This is a genomic window from Bradyrhizobium sp. USDA 3315 (genome assembly GCF_054056795.1).
Genome location: NZ_JBSRYP010000001.1, coordinates 1,387,171 through 1,404,418 on the forward strand (window position 1 = coordinate 1,387,171; position 17,248 = coordinate 1,404,418).

Here is a 17,248-nt window from a genome sequence, read left to right on the forward strand (position 1 = left end):
CGTGTGAGAGCCGCCCGGCGCACGATCGGACGGCAATTTTCGTCACGACAAGGGCCGCTGAAGACGAGTTCGTCTCGCGACAGGCACGCATTGATGTGAAACACCAATTTCTCCTGTGCACGCGATGAGAAGCGCCGCAGAAAAATTGACCACCGAATCAACGATGGCATCCCTCGATGCGATTTCGCTTCGCTTGAGGTGGCTCTGAAGCGATCTTTCCGTCAGACTGTCCTTGTTGGCGACCACGCTCCGAGCGGAGCGCGCCGGAGTCACGAGTGCCGCATGACGCCTCCACGCGAAAGAGCATGGCGTCGCCGTCCGTGGGCGGTGATGATGACAGCATGCGTCCTCGCGATCGGCGCGTGCAGCGGACGCGCCGAAGCGGGTGGATGCAATTTCGAGATTCAGGGCGAGGGTCGCGTCGCCGCCATCATCGATGCGCGCAGCCTGCGGCTCGACGACGGCCGTGAGATCAAGCTCACCGGTATCGAGGTGGCCGACAAGGCGAAGACCATCGCTGCACTGACGGCGCTGCTGGTCGGCCGCGAGGTGACGTTGCGCGGACAGGATGACACGCCGGACCGCTATGGCCGGCAGCCGGCCTACGCATTCCTCGAAGGCAGTGAGAAGCCCGTGCAAAGCGAGCTGCTTCGCCAGGGCCTCGCTGTGGCGTCATCCGAGGTCGCCGACAAGGACTGTGCGGCGGCGCTGATGGCGGCCGAGGCCGAGGCCAGGGCCGCCCGATCGGGAACCTGGGCCGAGGCCACCGTCATAAAAAACGCCGAAAGTTCCGCCGATATTTTGACCGGGATCGGGCGTTTTACAGTGGTCGAGGGCAGGGTTTTGTCCGTGCGTCAGGCGGGCGCGACGACCTACCTGAATTTCGGTCGAAACTGGACTCAGGACTTTGCTGCGACTATTTCAAGGCGCATAGTCCCTGCGTTCGAGGCGGCCGGGCTTGCGCCCAAGTCTCTGGAAAATCGTAAGATTCGTGTACGAGGCTGGGTGGAAGCACGACGTGGGCCGCGAATCGAACTGCTCCGGGTGGGGCAGCTTGAAGTGCTCGGCGGGAACTAGAGGTCCAAGGGACTCAAGAAACCCAGGGGCCCTGCCCCGGTCTTTTTACGGGACAATTTGTGAGTTTTTGACGTGATTGAGCGCGCAGGACGGCGTGAAGAGGGGACTGGCCGCCGCCTTTTGGCTGCGCCGGCGCTCATCTGCGCCGCCCTGACGCTGTCGGCCTGCGGCAATGTCGGCCGGTTCGAGCAGGCCGCGCCCACGGCAGCGGCGGCGCCGGTAAAGCCGAACCGCGTGGTACAGCAGACGCCCACGAGCGAACGCGAACATGAGCGCATCCTGTCGTCCTATGGCGGCGCCTACGACGACCCGAAGCTCGAGGCCCTGATCAGCAAGACCGTCGAGCGGCTGGTCGCCGCCTCCGAACGGCCCGACCAGGCCTACAAGGTCACCATCCTCAATTCCGGCGCGGTCAACGCCTTCGCGCTGCCGACCGGCCAGCTCTATGTCACGCGCGGCCTGATTGCGCTCGCCAGCGACACCTCCGAGCTGTCCTCGGTGCTGAGCCACGAGATGGCGCATGTGCTGGCCAAGCACGCGGCGATGCGCGAGGACCAGGCCCGCCAGGCGGCGGTGGTGACGCGCGTCGTCACCGACATGAGCACCGATCCCGATCTCACCGCGCTGGCGCTCGCCAAGACCAAGCTGACGATGGCGAGCTTCTCGCGCCAGCAGGAATTCGAGGCCGACGGCATCGGCGTCGGGATCGCCGCCCGCGCGCATTTCGATCCCTACGGCGCGGCGCGCTTCCTGACCGCGATGGAGCGCAATGCCGCGCTCAAGATCGGCAAGACCGCGCTCGATCCGCGCGCGCAGGACTTCACCTCGTCGCATCCGGCAACGCCCGAGCGCATCAACAACGCGCAGACCACCGCACGGCAATACTCGTCGCCCGAGAGCAACGAGCGCGATCGCGAGACCTATCTCGCCGCGATCGACAACATCGTCTATGGCGAGGATCCCAGCGAAGGGTTCGTGCGCGGCCGCCGCTTCCTGCATCCCAAGCTCGGCTTCACCTTCACCGCGCCCGATAATTTCACGCTCGACAACACCGCGCAGGCGGTGATCGGCGTGCGCGAGGGCGGCAGCCAGGCGATGCGCTTCGACGTGGTGCGGGTGCCGGCCGAGCAGTCGCTCGGCGATTACCTGAATTCGGGCTGGATGGAAGGCGTCGAGAAGTCCTCGACCGAGGACCTCAACATCAACGGCTTTCCGGCGGCCTCGGCCACCGCCCATGGCGACCAGTGGCAGTTCAAGGTCTACGCGCTGCGCTTCGGCAGCGACGTCTACCGCTTCATCTTCGCCGCCAAGCAGAAGTCCACCGAGAGCGAGCGTAACGCGCGCGAGACCGTCAATTCGTTCCGCCGCCTGACGCTCGACGAGATCCAGGCCGCGCGGCCGCTGCGCATCAAGGTCATCAACGTGCAGCCCGGCGACACCGTGGAATCGCTGTCGCACCGCATGTCCGGCGTCGATCACCCGACCGAGCGCTTCCGCGTGCTCAACGGCCTCGACGCCCATGCCCAGGTGAAGCCGCGCGACCGCGTCAAGATCGTGGTGGATTGAGGTTGCGAGGTGTCGCGCTCGCGCCTCACTACCGCTGTCGTCCCGGCGAAGGCCGGGACCCATAACCACAGCTATCGATTGATTGAAAAAAGCTGGGGCCACAGCGCGCCCTAACAACGTATTCCGGTGGTTATGGGTCCCTGCTTCCGCACTAGGGCATTTACACATCTCTTCGAGGCTAGAAAACCGACTCATCATCAAGGGGTTAGCTACTAGGCGAGAGCCGAAATCGGCGGGCGCAACCCTAGTGCAGATGAGTAAGTTCTCTGCGGTTTTCGGCCAACTCTTTGAGAAGACTCCGGAAAGACTGCGGAGGATATGTATATACGCTAGTGCTTCCGCAGGGACGACATGAGAGATAGCCCGCTACTTCGCCTTCTCCTTGAGGAAGGCAATGATGTCGGCGCGATCCTTCGGATCCTGAACCTCGTAGAACATCTTGGTGCCCGGAACCATCGTGTCCGGACCGGTGAGCCATTTGTCGAGATTCTCCTCGGTCCACACGATCTTCGAGTTCTTCAGCGCCGGCGAGTAGTCGTAGCCTGCGACGGAGCCGGCTAGGCGGCCGACGACACCCTTGTGCATCGGGCCGACGTCGTTCTTGTCGATCGAGTGGCAATCGCCGCAGCCCTGGTACAGCGTGGCGCCGCGCGCCGCATCTCCCGCGGCACGGGCGCTGTTCAGGGCGAGCAGAATCGCGATGGCCGCCATCGCGGCAATTTTGGCTTGCCGCGGCGCCAGCACGCCTGCGATCGAACGAATGCTCATTCCCGGGGCTCTCCTGTTTGCCACCACAACAGGAGCAGCCATGCTGCCATTCTATTCCCTGAAATGCCGCGCGCTCGCGCCGCCGACGTCTGACGAAGATTCTCGGGCGCGCCGGGAATATCCCCGCGCGCCGCCGATCTCTATCGAAAGCTGCCACCTCCGCAGCGGCGCCGGGCTATTGGAGCATCCCCAGTGTTTCAGAATCGGTTCGGCGCCGTCGCTCGACTTGCCGAACTCGGGTGCGTGCTTGCTGCGCTCACACTCGCAGCAGCCACCGCCGCGCGCGCGGACGGCTGTCCCAAGCCGGGCGACGAAATCGCGACCGACCGGCCCGACGTCACCAATTCGAGTATCGTCGTGCCGGTCGGGAGCTTGCAGAACGAGAACGGCATCAACCTGACCGGCCGCAGCAGTGGTCGCAGTATCGACGGCAGCAACAGCCGCTGGCGGCTCGGGATTGCGCCTTGCCTCGAAGTGCTGGTCGACCTGCCGAGCTATGTCGGCACTGTGAAGTCGCCCGGCGCCTCGGGCTTCTCCGACGTCGCGCCGGGGATCAAATGGCAGATCAGTCCGCTGCCGGGGAAGCTCGACCTCTCGATCACGGCCGGCGTCGCGCTGCCGACGGGCGCTGCCGAGATCGCCGGGCGCGGCGCGCAGCCCTATCTCCAACTGCCATGGTCATGGGCGCTGCATGACGGCTGGGGCGTCAGCGGCATGTTCACGGAATTCTTCCGCCCTGCCGAGCTGACCGGCCGGCACATGTCGGAAGCGACCTTCGTGATCGAGAAGAAGCTGACCGAGCGGATCAGCGTGTTCACCGAATATGTCGGCGACTATCCCGACGGCACGCGGCCGACTCAGCTCATCAACTCCGGCGGCCTGTACCAGATCACGCCGACCCAGCAGGTCGACTTCCATGTCGCGTTCGGACTCAACCGCAACTCACCGAACTACATCGTCGGCCTGGGCTACTCGTTCCGCGTCGACGGATTGTTCCGCTAGCCCACCTCCCCTTGAAAAGGGGAGGTCGCTTTGCTCGCCAGAGCAAAGCGGGTGGGGATCTGCTCTCTCCGCTTGCAGCGGAGCCTGTGGCTGACCCCCATCCCAACCTTCCCCCTTTCAGGGGGAAGGAGAAGAGCTCAACCCTCGGCTTCGCGCAATCCGCTCAGCCACAGCGCCAGCAGCGTCCACACCGCGCCCGACAACAGGTAGGCGCCGGCCGAGATCAGGCCGAAATGCGTCGCCAGCAGCAGCGCCGCGAGCGGCGCGAAGCCGGCACCGAACAGCCAGGCTAAATCCGAGGTCAGTGCCGAGGCCGTGTAGCGATAGTTGCGCGCGAAGCTCGAGGCGATCGCGCCCGACGACTGGCCGAACGACAGGCCGAGCAGCACGAAGCCGAGCACCATGTACACCGTTTCGCCGAACGCCCCGGCATCGAGCAGCTGCGGGGCAAAGCCGCTATAGACCGCGATCGCGACCGCCGATCCCAGCAGCAGCGGCTTGCGCCCGACGCGGTCGGCGATCATGCCGGAGGCGATGATCGCGACCACGCCGACCATGGCGCCGATCATCTCGATGATCAGGAAGCGCACCGGGCTTTCCTTGGTGAACAGGAACACCCAGGACAGCGGAAACACCGTGACCATGTGGAACAGCGCAAAGCTCGCCAGCGGCGCGAAGGCGCCGAGCAGGATGTTGCGGCCCTCCTGCGCGATGGTCTCGCCGACCCGCGCCGGCTCCAGATCGCGGCTTTCGAACAGCTCGGAATATTCATCCGTCGCCACCATGCGCAGCCGCGCGAACAGCGCCACCACGTTGATGGCGAAGGCGACGAAGAACGGATAGCGCCAGCCCCAGTCGAAGAAATCATCCGCCGAGAGGTTGCCGGCGAAGAAGGCGAACAGCGCGCTGGCCACGATCAGCCCGAGCGGCGCGCCGAGCTGCGGCACCATCGCGTACCAGCCGCGGCGGTTTGCCGGCGAATTCATCGCCAGCAGCGAGGCAAGGCCGTCCCAGGCGCCGCCCCAGGCGATGCCCTGCAGCACGCGCGCGGCGGCCAACAGCCAGATCGCCGCGACGCCGATCGTGTCGTAGCCGGGCAGGAACGCGAGCGCCACAGTGGCGGTGCCGAGCAGGAACAGCGCGATGACGAGCTTGGCGCCCTTGCCGTGGCGGCGGTCGACCGCCATGAAGATGACGGTGCCGAGTGGCCGCGCGGCGAAGGCCAGCGCGAAGATGCCGAACGAATAGAGCGTGCCGGTCAGCTCATTGACGAACGGGAACACCAGCTTCGGGAACACGATGACCGAGGCGATCGCATAGACGAAGAAATCGAAGAATTCCGACGTGCGTCCGATGATGACGCCGATGGCGATTTCGCCGGGTTTCGCCTGCCCGTGACCTGATGCGGTCGGGGTGCCGTGAGCCATTGCTGGGGCTTGTGCCATCGCCGGAGAACCGTCCTTTTCAGCATGATCCAACCGGTTTTCCGAATAGACCGTGCTCAAACAAGAAGTGAGGCCACGGGCAGATTGCCACGCGGTCCACCTCACCTTCTGCCCCTCCATCCCGCAGTGCAACATTGGACAAATTGTCCAATGTGAACTTTGCTGCATCGCAGCTACCCCTTGGCGGAACTCATAAAATTCAAGTGGGGTGAGCCGTGCGCGCCTTGAAATTATTGGCCTTATTGCCGTTCGCGGCGCTCCTTGGCGGGTGCGATTTCGTCGTCCTGGCGCCTGCCGGCGACATCGCCGCCCAGCAGCGCGACCTCGTCGTCATCTCGACCGTCCTGATGCTCATCATCGTGCTTCCGGTGATGGCGCTGACCGTGTTCTTCGCCTGGCGCTACCGCCAGTCCAACGCTGCGGCCCCCTATGAGCCGGAGTGGGATCACTCCACCCAGCTCGAGCTCGTGATCTGGTCGGCGCCGCTGCTGATCATCATCTGCCTCGGCGCGCTGACCTGGATGGGCACCCATCTGCTCGATCCCTACCGCTCGCTCGGCCGCATCGCCGCCGACAAGCCGATCGAGAGCAAGGACGCCCCGCTCAATGTCGAGGTGGTCGCGCTCGACTGGAAGTGGCTGTTCATCTACCCGGACTACGGCGTCGCCGCCGTCAACGAGCTCGCAGCTCCGGTCGACCGCCCGATCCGCTTCCGCATCACGGCGTCCTCCGTGATGAACTCGTTCTATATCCCCGCGCTTGCCGGCCAGATCTACGCCATGCCCGGCATGGAGACCAAGCTGCACGCGGTCGCCAACAAGGAAGGCACCTATCGCGGCTTCTCGGCCAATTACAGCGGCGCCGGCTTCTCCGGCATGCACTTCGACTTCAAGAGCCTTTCTGGCGCCGATTTCGACAAGTGGATCGCCACCGCCAAGACCAGCGCCAACATGCTCGGCCGCACCGACTATCTGCAGCTCGAGCGTCCGAGCCAGAACGATCCGGTCCGGCTCTACCGCTCGGTCGACCGCGATCTCTACAAGGCGGTCCTCAACATGTGCGTCGAGCCCGGCAAGATGTGCATGAGCGAGATGATGGCGATCGACGCCAAGGGCGGCCTAGGCCGCGAAGGCTTCAACAACACGCTGCCGCTGACCTACGACAAATACGCCCGCCGCGGCGCGCCGCTCGGCTCTGAGCCGACCTTCGTCGCCGGCATCTGCTCGATGGACGAGATCAAGGACGCGCCGTCGCACGAGATCACCGCGCCGCTCGACCTGACGCCGCTGCGCGGCTTCGGGCTGAAGCGCCCGCCGTTCTCGCCCGCGCACCCCTCGTCGACATCCTTGCTGCTCGGTCAGCGTCCGAAATCAGAGTCCTGAGGAGGACCGCATGAATCCCGATCTCGTCAAGATGATCTTCGGTCGCCTCAATCTGGAGGCGCTGCCGATCCACGAGCCGATCCTGGTCGGCACCTTCGCGGTGGTGGCGACCGGCGGCCTCGCGCTGTTTGCGATCGTCACCTATTTCCGGCTCTGGACCTATCTGTGGCGCGAGTGGTTCACCACCGTGGACCACAAGCGCATCGGCATCATGTACATGATCCTCGGCATCGTGATGCTGCTGCGCGGCTTCGCGGACGCGCTGATGATGCGGCTGCAGCAGGCGATCGCCTTTGGCGGCTCCGACGGTTATCTGCCGGCCCATCATTACGACCAGATCTTCACCGCGCACGGCGTGATCATGATCTTCTTCGTGGCGATGCCGCTGGTCACCGGCCTGATGAACTATGTGGTGCCGCTGCAGATCGGTGCTCGCGACGTCTCCTTCCCGTTCCTCAACAATTTCAGCTTCTGGATGACGGTCGGCGGCGCCGTGCTGGTGATGATGTCGCTGTTCGTCGGCGAATTCGCCCGCACCGGCTGGCTCGCCTACCCGCCGCTGTCGAACATCGGCTACAGTCCCGATGTCGGCGTCGACTATTACATATGGGGACTCCAGGTCGCCGGCGTCGGCACGACGCTATCGGGCATCAACCTGATCTGCACCATCGTCAAGCTGCGCGCGCCGGGCATGACGATGATGAAGATGCCGGTGTTCACCTGGACCTCGCTCTGCACCAACGTCCTGATCGTCGCCTCCTTCCCGGTGCTGACGGCGGTGCTGGCGCTGCTGTCGCTCGACCGTTACGTCGGCACCAACTTCTTCACGAACGACTTCGGCGGCAACCCGATGATGTACGTGAACCTGATCTGGATCTGGGGCCACCCCGAGGTCTACATCCTGGTGCTGCCGGCGTTCGGCATCTTCTCCGAGGTGACCGCGACGTTCTCCGGCAAGCGGCTGTTCGGCTACACCTCGATGGTCTACGCCACCGTCGTCATCACCATCCTGTCCTACCTGGTCTGGCTGCACCACTTCTTCACGATGGGCTCCGGCGCCAGCGTGAACTCGTTCTTCGGCATCACCACCATGATCATCTCGATCCCGACGGGCGCGAAGATGTTCAACTGGCTGTTCACGATGTATCGCGGCCGCATCCGCTTCGAACTGCCGATGATGTGGACGGTGGCATTCATGCTGACCTTCGTGATCGGCGGCATGACCGGCGTGCTGCTGGCGGTGCCGCCGGCCGATTTCGTGCTGCATAACAGCCTGTTCCTGATCGCGCATTTCCACAACGTGATCATCGGCGGCGTGCTGTTCGGCCTGTTCGCCGGCATCAACTACTGGTTCCCGAAGGCGTTCGGCTTCAGGCTCGATCCGTTCTGGGGCAAGCTGTCGTTCTGGTTCTGGGTCTCGGGCTTCTACTTCGCCTTCATGCCGCTCTACGTGCTCGGCCTGATGGGCGTGACCCGAAGGCTCCGCGTGTTCGACGATCCCTCCCTGCAGATCTGGTTCATCATCGCGGGCTTCGGCGCGTTCCTGATCCTGCTCGGCATCGTCGCGATGCTGGTGCAGTTCGCGGTCAGCATTCTGCGCCGCGAGCAACTGAAGGACACCACCGGCGATCCCTGGAACGCGCGGACCCTGGAATGGGCGACCTCGTCGCCGCCGCCGGACTACAACTTCGCCTTCACGCCCGTGGTCTACGACAACGACGCCTGGTGGGACATGAAGCGCCGCGGCTACAGGCGCCCGCTGACCGGCTTCAAGCCGATCCACATGCCGTCGAACACCGGCACCGGCATCATCCTCGCGGGCCTCGCGACGGTAATGGGGTTCGGCCTGATCTGGTACATCTGGTGGCTCGCCGCCGTCAGCTTCGTTGCGCTGCTCGCGGTCGCGATCGGCCACACATTCAACTATCACCGCGACTTCCACATCCAGGCGGATGAGGTGGTGCGGACTGAAGACGCGCGGACACGCGTGCTCGCCGCGGGAGCCCAGACATGAGCGTAGCAACAACGGTCTCTACCCAGGACTCCGAGCCGATCTTTCACGTTGTGGACGAGCACGATCATCCGGAAGGCGCCAGCACCATGCTGGGCTTCTGGATCTACCTGATGAGCGATTGCCTCATCTTCGCGATGCTGTTCGCGACCTATGGCGTGCTCGGCGGCAACTATGCCGCTGGCCCATCGCCGAAGGACCTGTTCGACCTCAAGCTGGTCGCGCTCAACACCACGATGCTGCTGCTCTCCTCGATCACCTATGGCTTCGCCATGCTGACGATGGAGAAATCGAGGATCGGCGCGACGCAAGCCTGGCTCGCCATCACCGGGCTGTTCGGCCTCGCCTTCCTCGGCATCGAGCTCACCGAGTTCGCGCATATGATCCACGAGGGCGCAACGCCCCAGCGCAGCGCCTTCCTGTCGTCGTTCTTCACCCTGGTCGGCACCCACGGCCTGCACGTCACCTTCGGCCTCGTCTGGCTGGTGACGCTGATGGTGCAGACCGCGCGCTTCGGCCTCACCGAAGCCAACCGGCGCCGGCTGATGTGCCTCTCGATGTTCTGGCACTTCCTCGACGTGGTCTGGATCGGCGTCTTCACCTTCGTCTATCTCCTGGGAATGCTGCGATGACAAAAGAAGCTCACGCCAAAGCTCATACGCTCGAAGCCAATGCCAGCCACGGACATGGCGATCACGGCGGCGCGGCTCACGGCTCGCTGCAGAGCTATCTGATCGGCTTCGGTCTCTCCGTCGTCCTCACCGCGGTGCCGTTCTGGCTGGTGATGACCGGCGCCATCGCCGACAAGCAGGTCACCGCGCTGATCGTGCTGGTGCTCGCCGCGGTGCAGATCGTCGTGCACATGGTGTACTTCCTGCACATGAACACGCGGTCCGAGAACGGCTGGACCATGATGGCGATGATCTTCACCGTGGTCATGGTGGTGATCGCGCTGACCGGCTCGCTGTGGGTCATGCATCATCTCAACATCAACATGATGCCGCTGCACGACATGAGCCAGATGCCGTGACGATGCGGTCTGCCAGACCCTCGCTGTTGCTGCTCACGCTCGGCATGCTGGGCGTGGTGCTGCTGAGCGCGCTCGGTATCTGGCAGATCGAACGCCGGACCTGGAAGCTGGCGCTGATCGAGCGGGTCGAGCAGCGCATGCATGCCGCGCCGGTCGCGCCGCCGCCCCCATCGTCATGGCCGGCGGTCACGGCCGCGAGCGATGAATACCGCCGCGTCACCCTACGCGGCACGTTCCTCAACGCCGACGAAACGCTGGTGCAGGCCGTCACGGCCGAAGGTCCCGGCTTCTGGGTACTGACCCCGCTGCAAGCCGCCGACGGAACCACCGTGCTGGTCAACCGCGGCTTTGTTCCCGCTGATAAACGCGATCCCGCGACACGGCGCGATGGCGAGCCGCAGGGCGCCGTCAGCGTCACCGGACTGCTGCGGATGTCGGAGCCGAAGGGCGGCTTCCTGCGCAGCAACGATGCTTCGGCCGGCCGCTGGTATTCCCGCGACGTCGCCGCCATCGCCGCCGCGCACGGACTGTCGCATGTAGCCCCCTTCTTCATCGACGCCGATGCGACGCCAAATCCGGGCGGCTACCCAATCGGCGGGCTCACGATCGTGCGGTTTCCGAACAACCACCTGATTTACGCGCTGACATGGTTCGCACTGGCCCTTATGCTGGCGGGCGCGCTCCTGCGCGTCATCAGCGGCAGGAGCCGCGCCGGCGCCTCCGATCCAAGGTGGGGTTCACGGCGCGCCGCCGTGCGCCGCTTGATCGGCGCAGCCCGCAATCTGTCTCGCGACACAGGCCCAGATGCTCGAGCGCACATCGGATCTGCATGACGACAAGGCCGCGACCGGCGCGGCGGTAACGCCGTCCGCCGCGGGCGCGGCCGCCGGCATGCCGTTCGACCTCGCCGCGCCCGCCGACATCGCGACCAATCGCAAGAACATGGCCCTCCTGGTCCAGCTGCGCTGGATCGCCGTGATCGGCCAGATCGCCACCATCGGCTTTGTGCAGTTCTGGATGGGCGTCGCGCTGCCGCTGCTGCCCTTGGCGGCCGTGATCTCCGGGCTGGTGGCGCTCAATGTCGTCAGCCTGCTGTGGCTGCGCTACCGCGCCGACATCAACAACCGCGAGCTGCTGGTCGCGCTGGCGCTCGACGTCGCGGCGCTGACCGCCCTGCTCTATCTCAGCGGCGGCGCCACCAACCCGTTCACCTCGCTCTATCTGCTGCAGGTGACGCTTGGCGCGGTGCTGCTCGATGCGCCCTCGACCTGGTCGCTGGTGGCGCTGGTCTGCATGAACTTCGCCTGGCTGACCAGCTATTACCGGCCGCTCGAGCTGCCGCAGCACGGCTTCGCCGATGCCTTCAACCTCTATATCGCCGGCACCTTCATCGGCCTCGTGCTCGACGCCGTGCTGCTCGTGGTGTTCATGACCCGGATCAACCGCAATCTGCGCGATCGCGACCTGCGCCTCGCGGCGCTGCGCCAGCACGCCGCCGAGCAGGATCACATCGTCCGGATCGGCCTCCTGGCCTCCGGCGCCGCGCATGAGCTCGGCACGCCGCTCGCCTCGCTCTCGGTCATCCTCGGCGACTGGCGCCGGATGCCCGCGCTCGCCTCCGACCCTGAAATGTCGCAAGACCTCGGCGAGATGGAGATCTCGGTGCAGCGCTGCAAATCGATCGTCACAGGCATCCTGCTCTCGGCGGGCGAAGCCCGCGGCGAAGGCTCCTCGCCGACCACGGTCGCGGCGTTCCTGACGGCATTGGTGGAGGAATGGCGGACGACGCGGCCGTCGGCCACGCTGTATTTTCGCAACGCTTTCGGCGCCGATCTCGCGATCGTATCCGACATCGCGCTCAAGCAGGCGATCTTCAACGTGCTCGACAACGCCGCCGAGGTGTCGCGCGACTGGATCGAGCTGATGGCCGAGCGCAATGCCGACACGCTGGTGCTGTCGGTGACCGATCGCGGCCCGGGCTTCTCGCGCGAGATGCTGGCGCATATCGGCAAGCCGTATCAATCGACCAAGGGCAGCCCCGGCAGCGGCCTCGGCCTGTTCCTGGTGGTCAACGTGGTGCGCAAGCTGGGCGGCGTGGTGACGGCGCGCAACCGGCCGGACATCGGCGCCGCGGTCAGGCTCGAGCTGCCGCTCTCGACGCTTGCGATCGGAGACCATCTTGACGGATGAACGCCAGCTCCTGATCGTCGAGGACGATGCGGGTTTCGCCCGCACGCTGAAGCGCTCGTTCGAGCGCCGCGGCTATGATGTGGCGGTGTCGGCCTCGCTCGACGAGGTCCGCCAGCTGCTCGAGCAGCAATCGCCCGGCTATGCGGTGGTCGACCTGAAGCTCGCCGGCGGCGCATCGGGCCTTGCCTGCGTCGAAGCGCTGCACGCGCATGACCCTGAGATGCTGATCGTCGTGCTGACCGGATTTGCCAGCATCGCGACCGCGGTCGAGGCGATCAAGCTCGGCGCCTGCCACTATCTGGCCAAGCCGTCAAACACCGACGACATCGAGGCCGCGTTCCAGAAGGCCGCCGGCAACGCCGCCATCGAGCTTGGCGCGCGGCCGACCTCGATCAAGACGCTGGAATGGGAGCGCATCCACCAGACCCTGATGGAGACCGACTTCAACATCTCCGAAGCCGCCCGCCGCCTCGGCATGCATCGCCGGACATTGGCGCGCAAGCTCGAGAAGCAGCGGGTGAAGTAGGCGATAGAGGCGGATGACGCCGACGACATCCGCGCATGCGCGCCTGCCTCTTGCTTTGTCACGACATCGCGGCAACATCCGCCGCAGTGTCAATGTACTCCTGAAAGCGGACCGCCTTCCCGTCACGGTACTTGAAAACGTGGGCCCATTCGTTCGTTACAGTCTTGCCTGTTTTCTTTGCCCGCGCCGTGAGTGTACCCAGGACCACGACGGTGTCGCCCTGCTCAATCATCTCACGCGGCGCGAACTCGCTGAATTCCAGATTCTCGCCAACCTGGACGAAGAAGTTTGCAATCTGCTGCTTTCCCTTGAAGGTCCCGGCCCAAGGCAGTTTGTCCTGGGGACCCGGGGTTATCCACGTGCAGTCGTCATCGATCAGATCCCTCATGAGCGTCGGAATGTCACCACGTTGAAAGGCCTCATAACCCTTCCTGGTTGCCTCAACATTGGATGTCATCGAATTTCTCCTCGCTGCAAATTGATGGGGTCAGTTTAATGTCGATCAAATAACGGCAGGGCGGTCAGCATAGCACGCCGCGCTCCCGTTGCCGTCGTCATCCATGAAGCAAGACAAGACGATACTGGTCAGGATCGTTTACGTAGCTTCGAGCGTCATTGCGGCTCGCTTCGCTGCCAGTGTAAAGCGACGGCATGAGTAATGCCGACAAGCTCTTCCAACCCGACCCTGACAATGCCGACCATGCGGCCATGATCGCGGCGGCGATCCGTTGCATCGACGATTTCACCGACCGCTTCAACGCTCGCGATCTCGCCGGCATGGACGCGCTGCTGCACTTCCCGCACGTCATCCTGTCCGGCGAGAAGCTCGTGATCTGGGATGGCCCGGGCCAGCTGCCGCCGTCGTTCTTCAACGATCTGGCGCGCACCACGGGATGGACGAAGAGCACCTATCAGCGCAAGGAGCCGGTGCTGGTCGGGCCGCGCAAGGTGCATCTGCTGGTCGAATACAGCCGCCACCGCGCCGACGGATCGATTGCCAGCCGTCACCGCAATCTATGGATCGTGACCTCCGAGAACCGCCGCTGGGGCATCGAGCAGCGCTCGTATTGAGCACGCGGCGCGGCAGCATCAACGGCGTAGCCGACGGCTACCGCCGAGCCAGGAAGACCCCCAGCAAGAATGCAACGGCAAGCGATTGAAGCGGAGCCGCCCTGGTCGCTTCACTCAAGTGATGCAGCCACCGATCTTGTTGCGGCAAAGGTTCGAATACGCCGCGCTCAGCCATCTGACGGATCGCCTCTGACGCCTGCTCTATGCGTTGTTCAGGACTGGCAGTTGAAGCAATGGAGTTTTCGTTAGCCATCAGACGAACGGGCCTTCTGTATCAGCACTAACGTCCCTCGATTGCGGACTGTTCCTCGGCTCCTTCACTAAAGCGATGCGCTCAGTCATTCCTGAAGAAATTCGCGAACGGACGCGGCGGGGAGTCATCGTCTTCAGACGCCATGATCGGCACTTCGTGGCGTCGCGCCTGCTCCAAGAGCACCGGAGCTTCGCGGCGTTGCTCGCCTTGTTCGATGCGCCGCTGTTGACGCCTCGCCTGCTCGGTCGCGACGCGCTTCGCCTTGCGTTCGGCGTAGCGCTTACGCCGCTCCTTTTCTGCAATGTCAGATTTTCTCGTGTCCACCACGTCCGCCTGCTTCTCGACAGGCGCTTGTACGTCCTTGACCGGCTCCAGTGGCGGCTGCGGCGGTGAGGCTGCGTCTGGCGTGGCGGGCTCTCGTTGGGTGGCAGGCTGCGGTGGCTGCGCGGCTTCTGCCGTGGATGGCAGGATAACGCGCGCTGGTTCCGCAGGCGCTGGCGAAGAGACGCGCGCGGGGGCGCCGGCAGAATCCTTAAGCGCCGAATTCGCCATGAACAGTCCACCACCGAACCCAGCGCCTAGGATAATAAAAGTTGTTCCAACGCCTGCGAAAAAAATGCCTGCCTTTGATGTCATGGTCCGCTCTCCTCATTGGCGAGCGAACGCGCAAAAGTTACCGGCGTTCCGTTTCGGGATAAGTCGGCAACGAGTGCCGCTGGTCCAAGAGTCCAGCGGCGCGGACAGTTTGGAATATCGATCTGCCCGGGCGAAGATCGCGGTCGAGGGGCTGCAACTTGCGGAGAGCCTGCACCCTCACCCGGATTGCATTTGCCATGCAATCCGACCTCTCCCACCAGGGAGAGGTAAGCGTGCCCCACGGACACGCCGCCAAAGCAAAAAGCCCGGTCTTGCGACCGGGCTTTTGTTTTCAATCCGTCGAACCCTTTCAGGCGGCTTCGTCCTCGACGGCGGTATCGTCGCCATCGGTATCGGCATCCTCGCCGTCGGCATCACCCTCGCCTTCACCCTCGGCTTCTGCCTTGGCGCCGCGGCGCGGGCTCTTGGCGAGCTGGCCTTCGATCTCCTTGATCGCCTCGGTCTCGGTCGAGTGCTGCACGACCGCGATCTCGCGCGACAGGCGGTCGAGCGCCGCTTCATAGAGCTGGCGTTCGCTATAGGACTGCTCGGGCTGCGATTCCGAACGATAGAGGTCGCGGACCACCTCGGCGATCGCGACGATGTCGCCCGAGTTGATCTTCGCTTCGTATTCCTGGGCGCGGCGCGACCACATGGTGCGCTTGACGCGGGCACGGCCCTTCAGCGTCTCCAGCGCCTTCTTGACCAGCGCCGGCTCCGACAGCTTGCGCATGCCGACATTGGCGACCTTCGCCGTCGGGACGCGCAGCGTCATCTTGTCCTTCATGAAATTGATCACGAACAGCTCGAGCTTGGCGCCCGCGATCTCCTGCTCCTCGATCGCCAGGATCTGGCCGACGCCGTGAGCGGGATAGACCACGAATTCATTGGCCTTGAAGCCCTGACGCTGCGTCACGACCTTCTTCGGCTCCTCGACGCGCGGCGCGGCGGCCGGCTTGGCGGCAGCCTTCGGAGCAGCGGCGGGGACGGCAGCCTTCGGGGCGGCCGGCTTCGGCGCAGCAGCCGTCTTGGTCGCGGCAGGCTTGGGGGCGACCTTGGCAGCAGCGGGCTTCGCAGCTGCCGCTTTCGCGGCAGTCTTGGCAGTCTTTTCTGGCATCACGCTTCTTTTGTTCTTTGAGGACTTTGCAGCCGCCACCTTCTTGGCCCCCTTCACGGACGCCTTGGCACGGCCCTTGGTTGCGCTGCGAGCAACGACAGCGGCTTTTTTCGTCGTCTTTGAAGCACTCTTTTTACGCGTTTTCTGTGACACAGCCTGCGCGCGGAAACTGCCACGCCCCTGTTCGAGTTTGCGGGAACCTCGAAGCCACAAGGTACGCATGGCAGGGGGTTCTTGGCCTGTAATGTGTCAGATATAGCACATTTTCCGCAAAAATCAATGGTTTACGCCCGATTCCGGGCATAACAGGGGCCGTTCAGGTCATATGTCCGTCATTAGGGTTAAATCGGCGGCCGAACGGAGGGCCGCGGCGGACCAGAGCCCGACCTTACCACGGTATTCCCTGGCGAATCAGTCGCCGCTGCCGGGATTCGGAGAAAAATATTTCTCGAACTTGCCTTCCTTGCCTTCCCACTCCTTGGCGTCTTCCGGCGAGTCCTTCTTCTGGGTGATATTGGGCCAGCTCTTGGCGTAGTCGCGGTTGACCTCGAGCCACTTTTCCAGGCCCGGCTCGGTGTCCGGCTTGATGGCGTCCGCCGGGCATTCCGGCTCGCACACGCCGCAATCGATGCATTCGTCGGGATGGATGACCAGCATGTTCTCGCCCTCGTAGAAGCAATCGACGGGGCAGACCTCGACGCAGTCGGTATATTTGCACTTGATGCAGGCTTCAGTGACGACGTAGGTCATCCAAAACTCCGGAACGATCGATTTTTCTGGGGTTGCGTAGCGCAGGAATACCGGGGCCGCAAGGGAAGCGGCCCTCGAAAAACGCCAGTATTCTCACGCTCCTGCCACCCAAATTGAGATAGCAAGCGCTAGATAACTACTCCTTACCGGCCTGCAAATTGCCGGCCTGCAAATCCTCGTACAGCACCCGCGCCGAACTGGCATCGCCGCGCCGCTCGGCAAAGCCGATCACCTTGAGCACGCGGACGCTGTTATCGAGCGCGACGGTGACGACATCACCCGCCTTCACCGCATGGCCCGGCGATTTCTCGCGCGTGCCGTTGATGCGGACATGACCTGACGCGACGAGTTCAGCGGCGCTGGTGCGGGCCTTCACCAGGCGCGCATGCCACAGCCATTTGTCGAGGCGCTGTCGATCCAAACT

The 17,248-nt window shown here is 64.1% G+C and carries 18 protein-coding genes; 11 read left to right on the forward strand and 7 right to left on the reverse strand.

The window, feature by feature from the left end; all coding sequences use genetic code 11:
- Nucleotides 1-330 precede the first annotated feature (330 nt).
- Both ACVIYL_RS06445 and ACVIYL_RS06450 read left to right on the forward strand, forming a co-directional pair.
- On the forward strand, nucleotides 331-1,077 hold the full coding sequence (locus ACVIYL_RS06445; RefSeq protein ID WP_456781786.1) for a thermonuclease family protein: 747 nt from the start codon (nucleotides 331-333) through the stop codon (nucleotides 1,075-1,077).
- Nucleotides 1,078-1,149: 72 nt separating this feature from the next.
- Complete coding sequence (locus tag ACVIYL_RS06450; protein WP_456778033.1) at nucleotides 1,150-2,643, forward strand: M48 family metalloprotease; 1,494 nt, start codon at nucleotides 1,150-1,152, stop codon at nucleotides 2,641-2,643.
- Nucleotides 2,644-3,009: 366 nt separating this feature from the next.
- On the opposite strand, the gene ACVIYL_RS06455 is transcribed toward ACVIYL_RS06450, so the two are convergent.
- Complete coding sequence (locus ACVIYL_RS06455; RefSeq protein ID WP_057015128.1) at nucleotides 3,010-3,411, reverse strand: c-type cytochrome; 402 nt, start codon at nucleotides 3,409-3,411, stop codon at nucleotides 3,010-3,012.
- A 192-nt stretch (nucleotides 3,412-3,603) separates the two neighbouring features.
- On the opposite strand from ACVIYL_RS06455, the gene ACVIYL_RS06460 reads away from it, so the two are divergent.
- The gene (locus ACVIYL_RS06460) at nucleotides 3,604-4,413 is read left to right on the forward strand and encodes a transporter (protein WP_456778034.1); all 810 of its coding nucleotides are present in this window, start codon (nucleotides 3,604-3,606) and stop codon (nucleotides 4,411-4,413) included.
- A gap of 137 nt (nucleotides 4,414-4,550) precedes the next feature.
- Here ACVIYL_RS06460 and ACVIYL_RS06465 read toward each other — a convergent pair whose 3' ends face one another.
- Nucleotides 4,551-5,840, reverse strand: a complete 1,290-nt coding sequence (locus ACVIYL_RS06465) for an MFS transporter (protein WP_283065627.1) — start codon at nucleotides 5,838-5,840, stop codon at nucleotides 4,551-4,553.
- A 233-nt stretch (nucleotides 5,841-6,073) separates the two neighbouring features.
- On the opposite strand from ACVIYL_RS06465, the gene cyoA reads away from it, so the two are divergent.
- From cyoA to ACVIYL_RS06500, 7 genes are read left to right on the forward strand one after another with little or no spacing between them, the layout of a single operon-like run.
- Nucleotides 6,074-7,240, forward strand: coding sequence for a ubiquinol oxidase subunit II (gene cyoA, locus ACVIYL_RS06470; RefSeq protein WP_253606114.1), 1,167 nt, complete (start codon nucleotides 6,074-6,076; stop codon nucleotides 7,238-7,240).
- Nucleotides 7,241-7,250: 10 nt separating this feature from the next.
- A complete protein-coding gene (gene cyoB, locus ACVIYL_RS06475) occupies nucleotides 7,251-9,254 on the forward strand; it encodes a cytochrome o ubiquinol oxidase subunit I (RefSeq protein ID WP_057015510.1) in 2,004 nt (667 codons plus the stop codon).
- Nucleotides 9,251-9,883, forward strand: a complete 633-nt coding sequence (gene cyoC, locus ACVIYL_RS06480; RefSeq protein WP_225163208.1) for a cytochrome o ubiquinol oxidase subunit III — start codon at nucleotides 9,251-9,253, stop codon at nucleotides 9,881-9,883. The genes cyoB and cyoC overlap by 4 nt, the downstream gene beginning before the upstream one ends.
- Nucleotides 9,880-10,281 (forward strand): cytochrome o ubiquinol oxidase subunit IV, encoded by a 402-nt coding sequence (gene cyoD, locus ACVIYL_RS06485; protein WP_456778035.1) that lies wholly within the window; start codon nucleotides 9,880-9,882, stop codon nucleotides 10,279-10,281. Before cyoC ends, cyoD begins: the two co-directional genes overlap by 4 nt.
- 26 nt (nucleotides 10,282-10,307) lie before the next feature.
- Nucleotides 10,308-11,114 carry an SURF1 family protein gene (locus ACVIYL_RS06490; RefSeq protein WP_076824829.1) on the forward strand — a complete coding sequence of 269 codons (807 nt, stop codon included), beginning with the start codon at nucleotides 10,308-10,310 and terminating at the stop codon, nucleotides 11,112-11,114.
- Nucleotides 11,086-12,471, forward strand: a complete 1,386-nt coding sequence (locus tag ACVIYL_RS06495; RefSeq protein ID WP_456778036.1) for an ATP-binding protein — start codon at nucleotides 11,086-11,088, stop codon at nucleotides 12,469-12,471. Before ACVIYL_RS06490 ends, ACVIYL_RS06495 begins: the two co-directional genes overlap by 29 nt.
- Entirely contained in the window at nucleotides 12,461-12,997 is a 537-nt protein-coding gene (locus ACVIYL_RS06500; protein ID WP_253606106.1) for a response regulator transcription factor, read from the forward strand. The genes ACVIYL_RS06495 and ACVIYL_RS06500 overlap by 11 nt, the downstream gene beginning before the upstream one ends.
- A 58-nt stretch (nucleotides 12,998-13,055) precedes the next feature.
- Here ACVIYL_RS06500 and ACVIYL_RS06505 read toward each other — a convergent pair whose 3' ends face one another.
- Nucleotides 13,056-13,454, reverse strand: a complete 399-nt coding sequence (locus ACVIYL_RS06505; protein ID WP_057015516.1) for a nuclear transport factor 2 family protein — start codon at nucleotides 13,452-13,454, stop codon at nucleotides 13,056-13,058.
- A gap of 194 nt (nucleotides 13,455-13,648) precedes the next feature.
- Here ACVIYL_RS06505 and ACVIYL_RS06510 point away from each other — a divergent pair, with 194 nt between their 5' ends.
- Entirely contained in the window at nucleotides 13,649-14,068 is a 420-nt protein-coding gene (locus tag ACVIYL_RS06510; protein ID WP_456778037.1) for a hypothetical protein, read from the forward strand.
- 334 nt (nucleotides 14,069-14,402) lie between these two features.
- On the opposite strand, the gene ACVIYL_RS06515 is transcribed toward ACVIYL_RS06510, so the two are convergent.
- From ACVIYL_RS06515 to ACVIYL_RS06530, 4 genes are all read right to left on the reverse strand, one after another.
- On the reverse strand, nucleotides 14,403-14,957 hold the full coding sequence (locus ACVIYL_RS06515; RefSeq protein WP_156436051.1) for a hypothetical protein: 555 nt from the start codon (nucleotides 14,955-14,957) through the stop codon (nucleotides 14,403-14,405).
- A gap of 310 nt (nucleotides 14,958-15,267) precedes the next feature.
- A complete protein-coding gene (locus ACVIYL_RS06520; protein WP_080686805.1) occupies nucleotides 15,268-16,074 on the reverse strand; it encodes a CarD family transcriptional regulator in 807 nt (268 codons plus the stop codon).
- A gap of 411 nt (nucleotides 16,075-16,485) precedes the next feature.
- Nucleotides 16,486-16,824 carry a ferredoxin FdxA gene (gene fdxA, locus ACVIYL_RS06525; protein ID WP_016844914.1) on the reverse strand — a complete coding sequence of 113 codons (339 nt, stop codon included), beginning with the start codon at nucleotides 16,822-16,824 and terminating at the stop codon, nucleotides 16,486-16,488.
- A gap of 136 nt (nucleotides 16,825-16,960) precedes the next feature.
- Nucleotides 16,961-17,245 (reverse strand): RNA-binding S4 domain-containing protein, encoded by a 285-nt coding sequence (locus ACVIYL_RS06530; protein WP_310882090.1) that lies wholly within the window; start codon nucleotides 17,243-17,245, stop codon nucleotides 16,961-16,963.
- Between the last annotated feature and the right edge of the window lie 3 nt (nucleotides 17,246-17,248).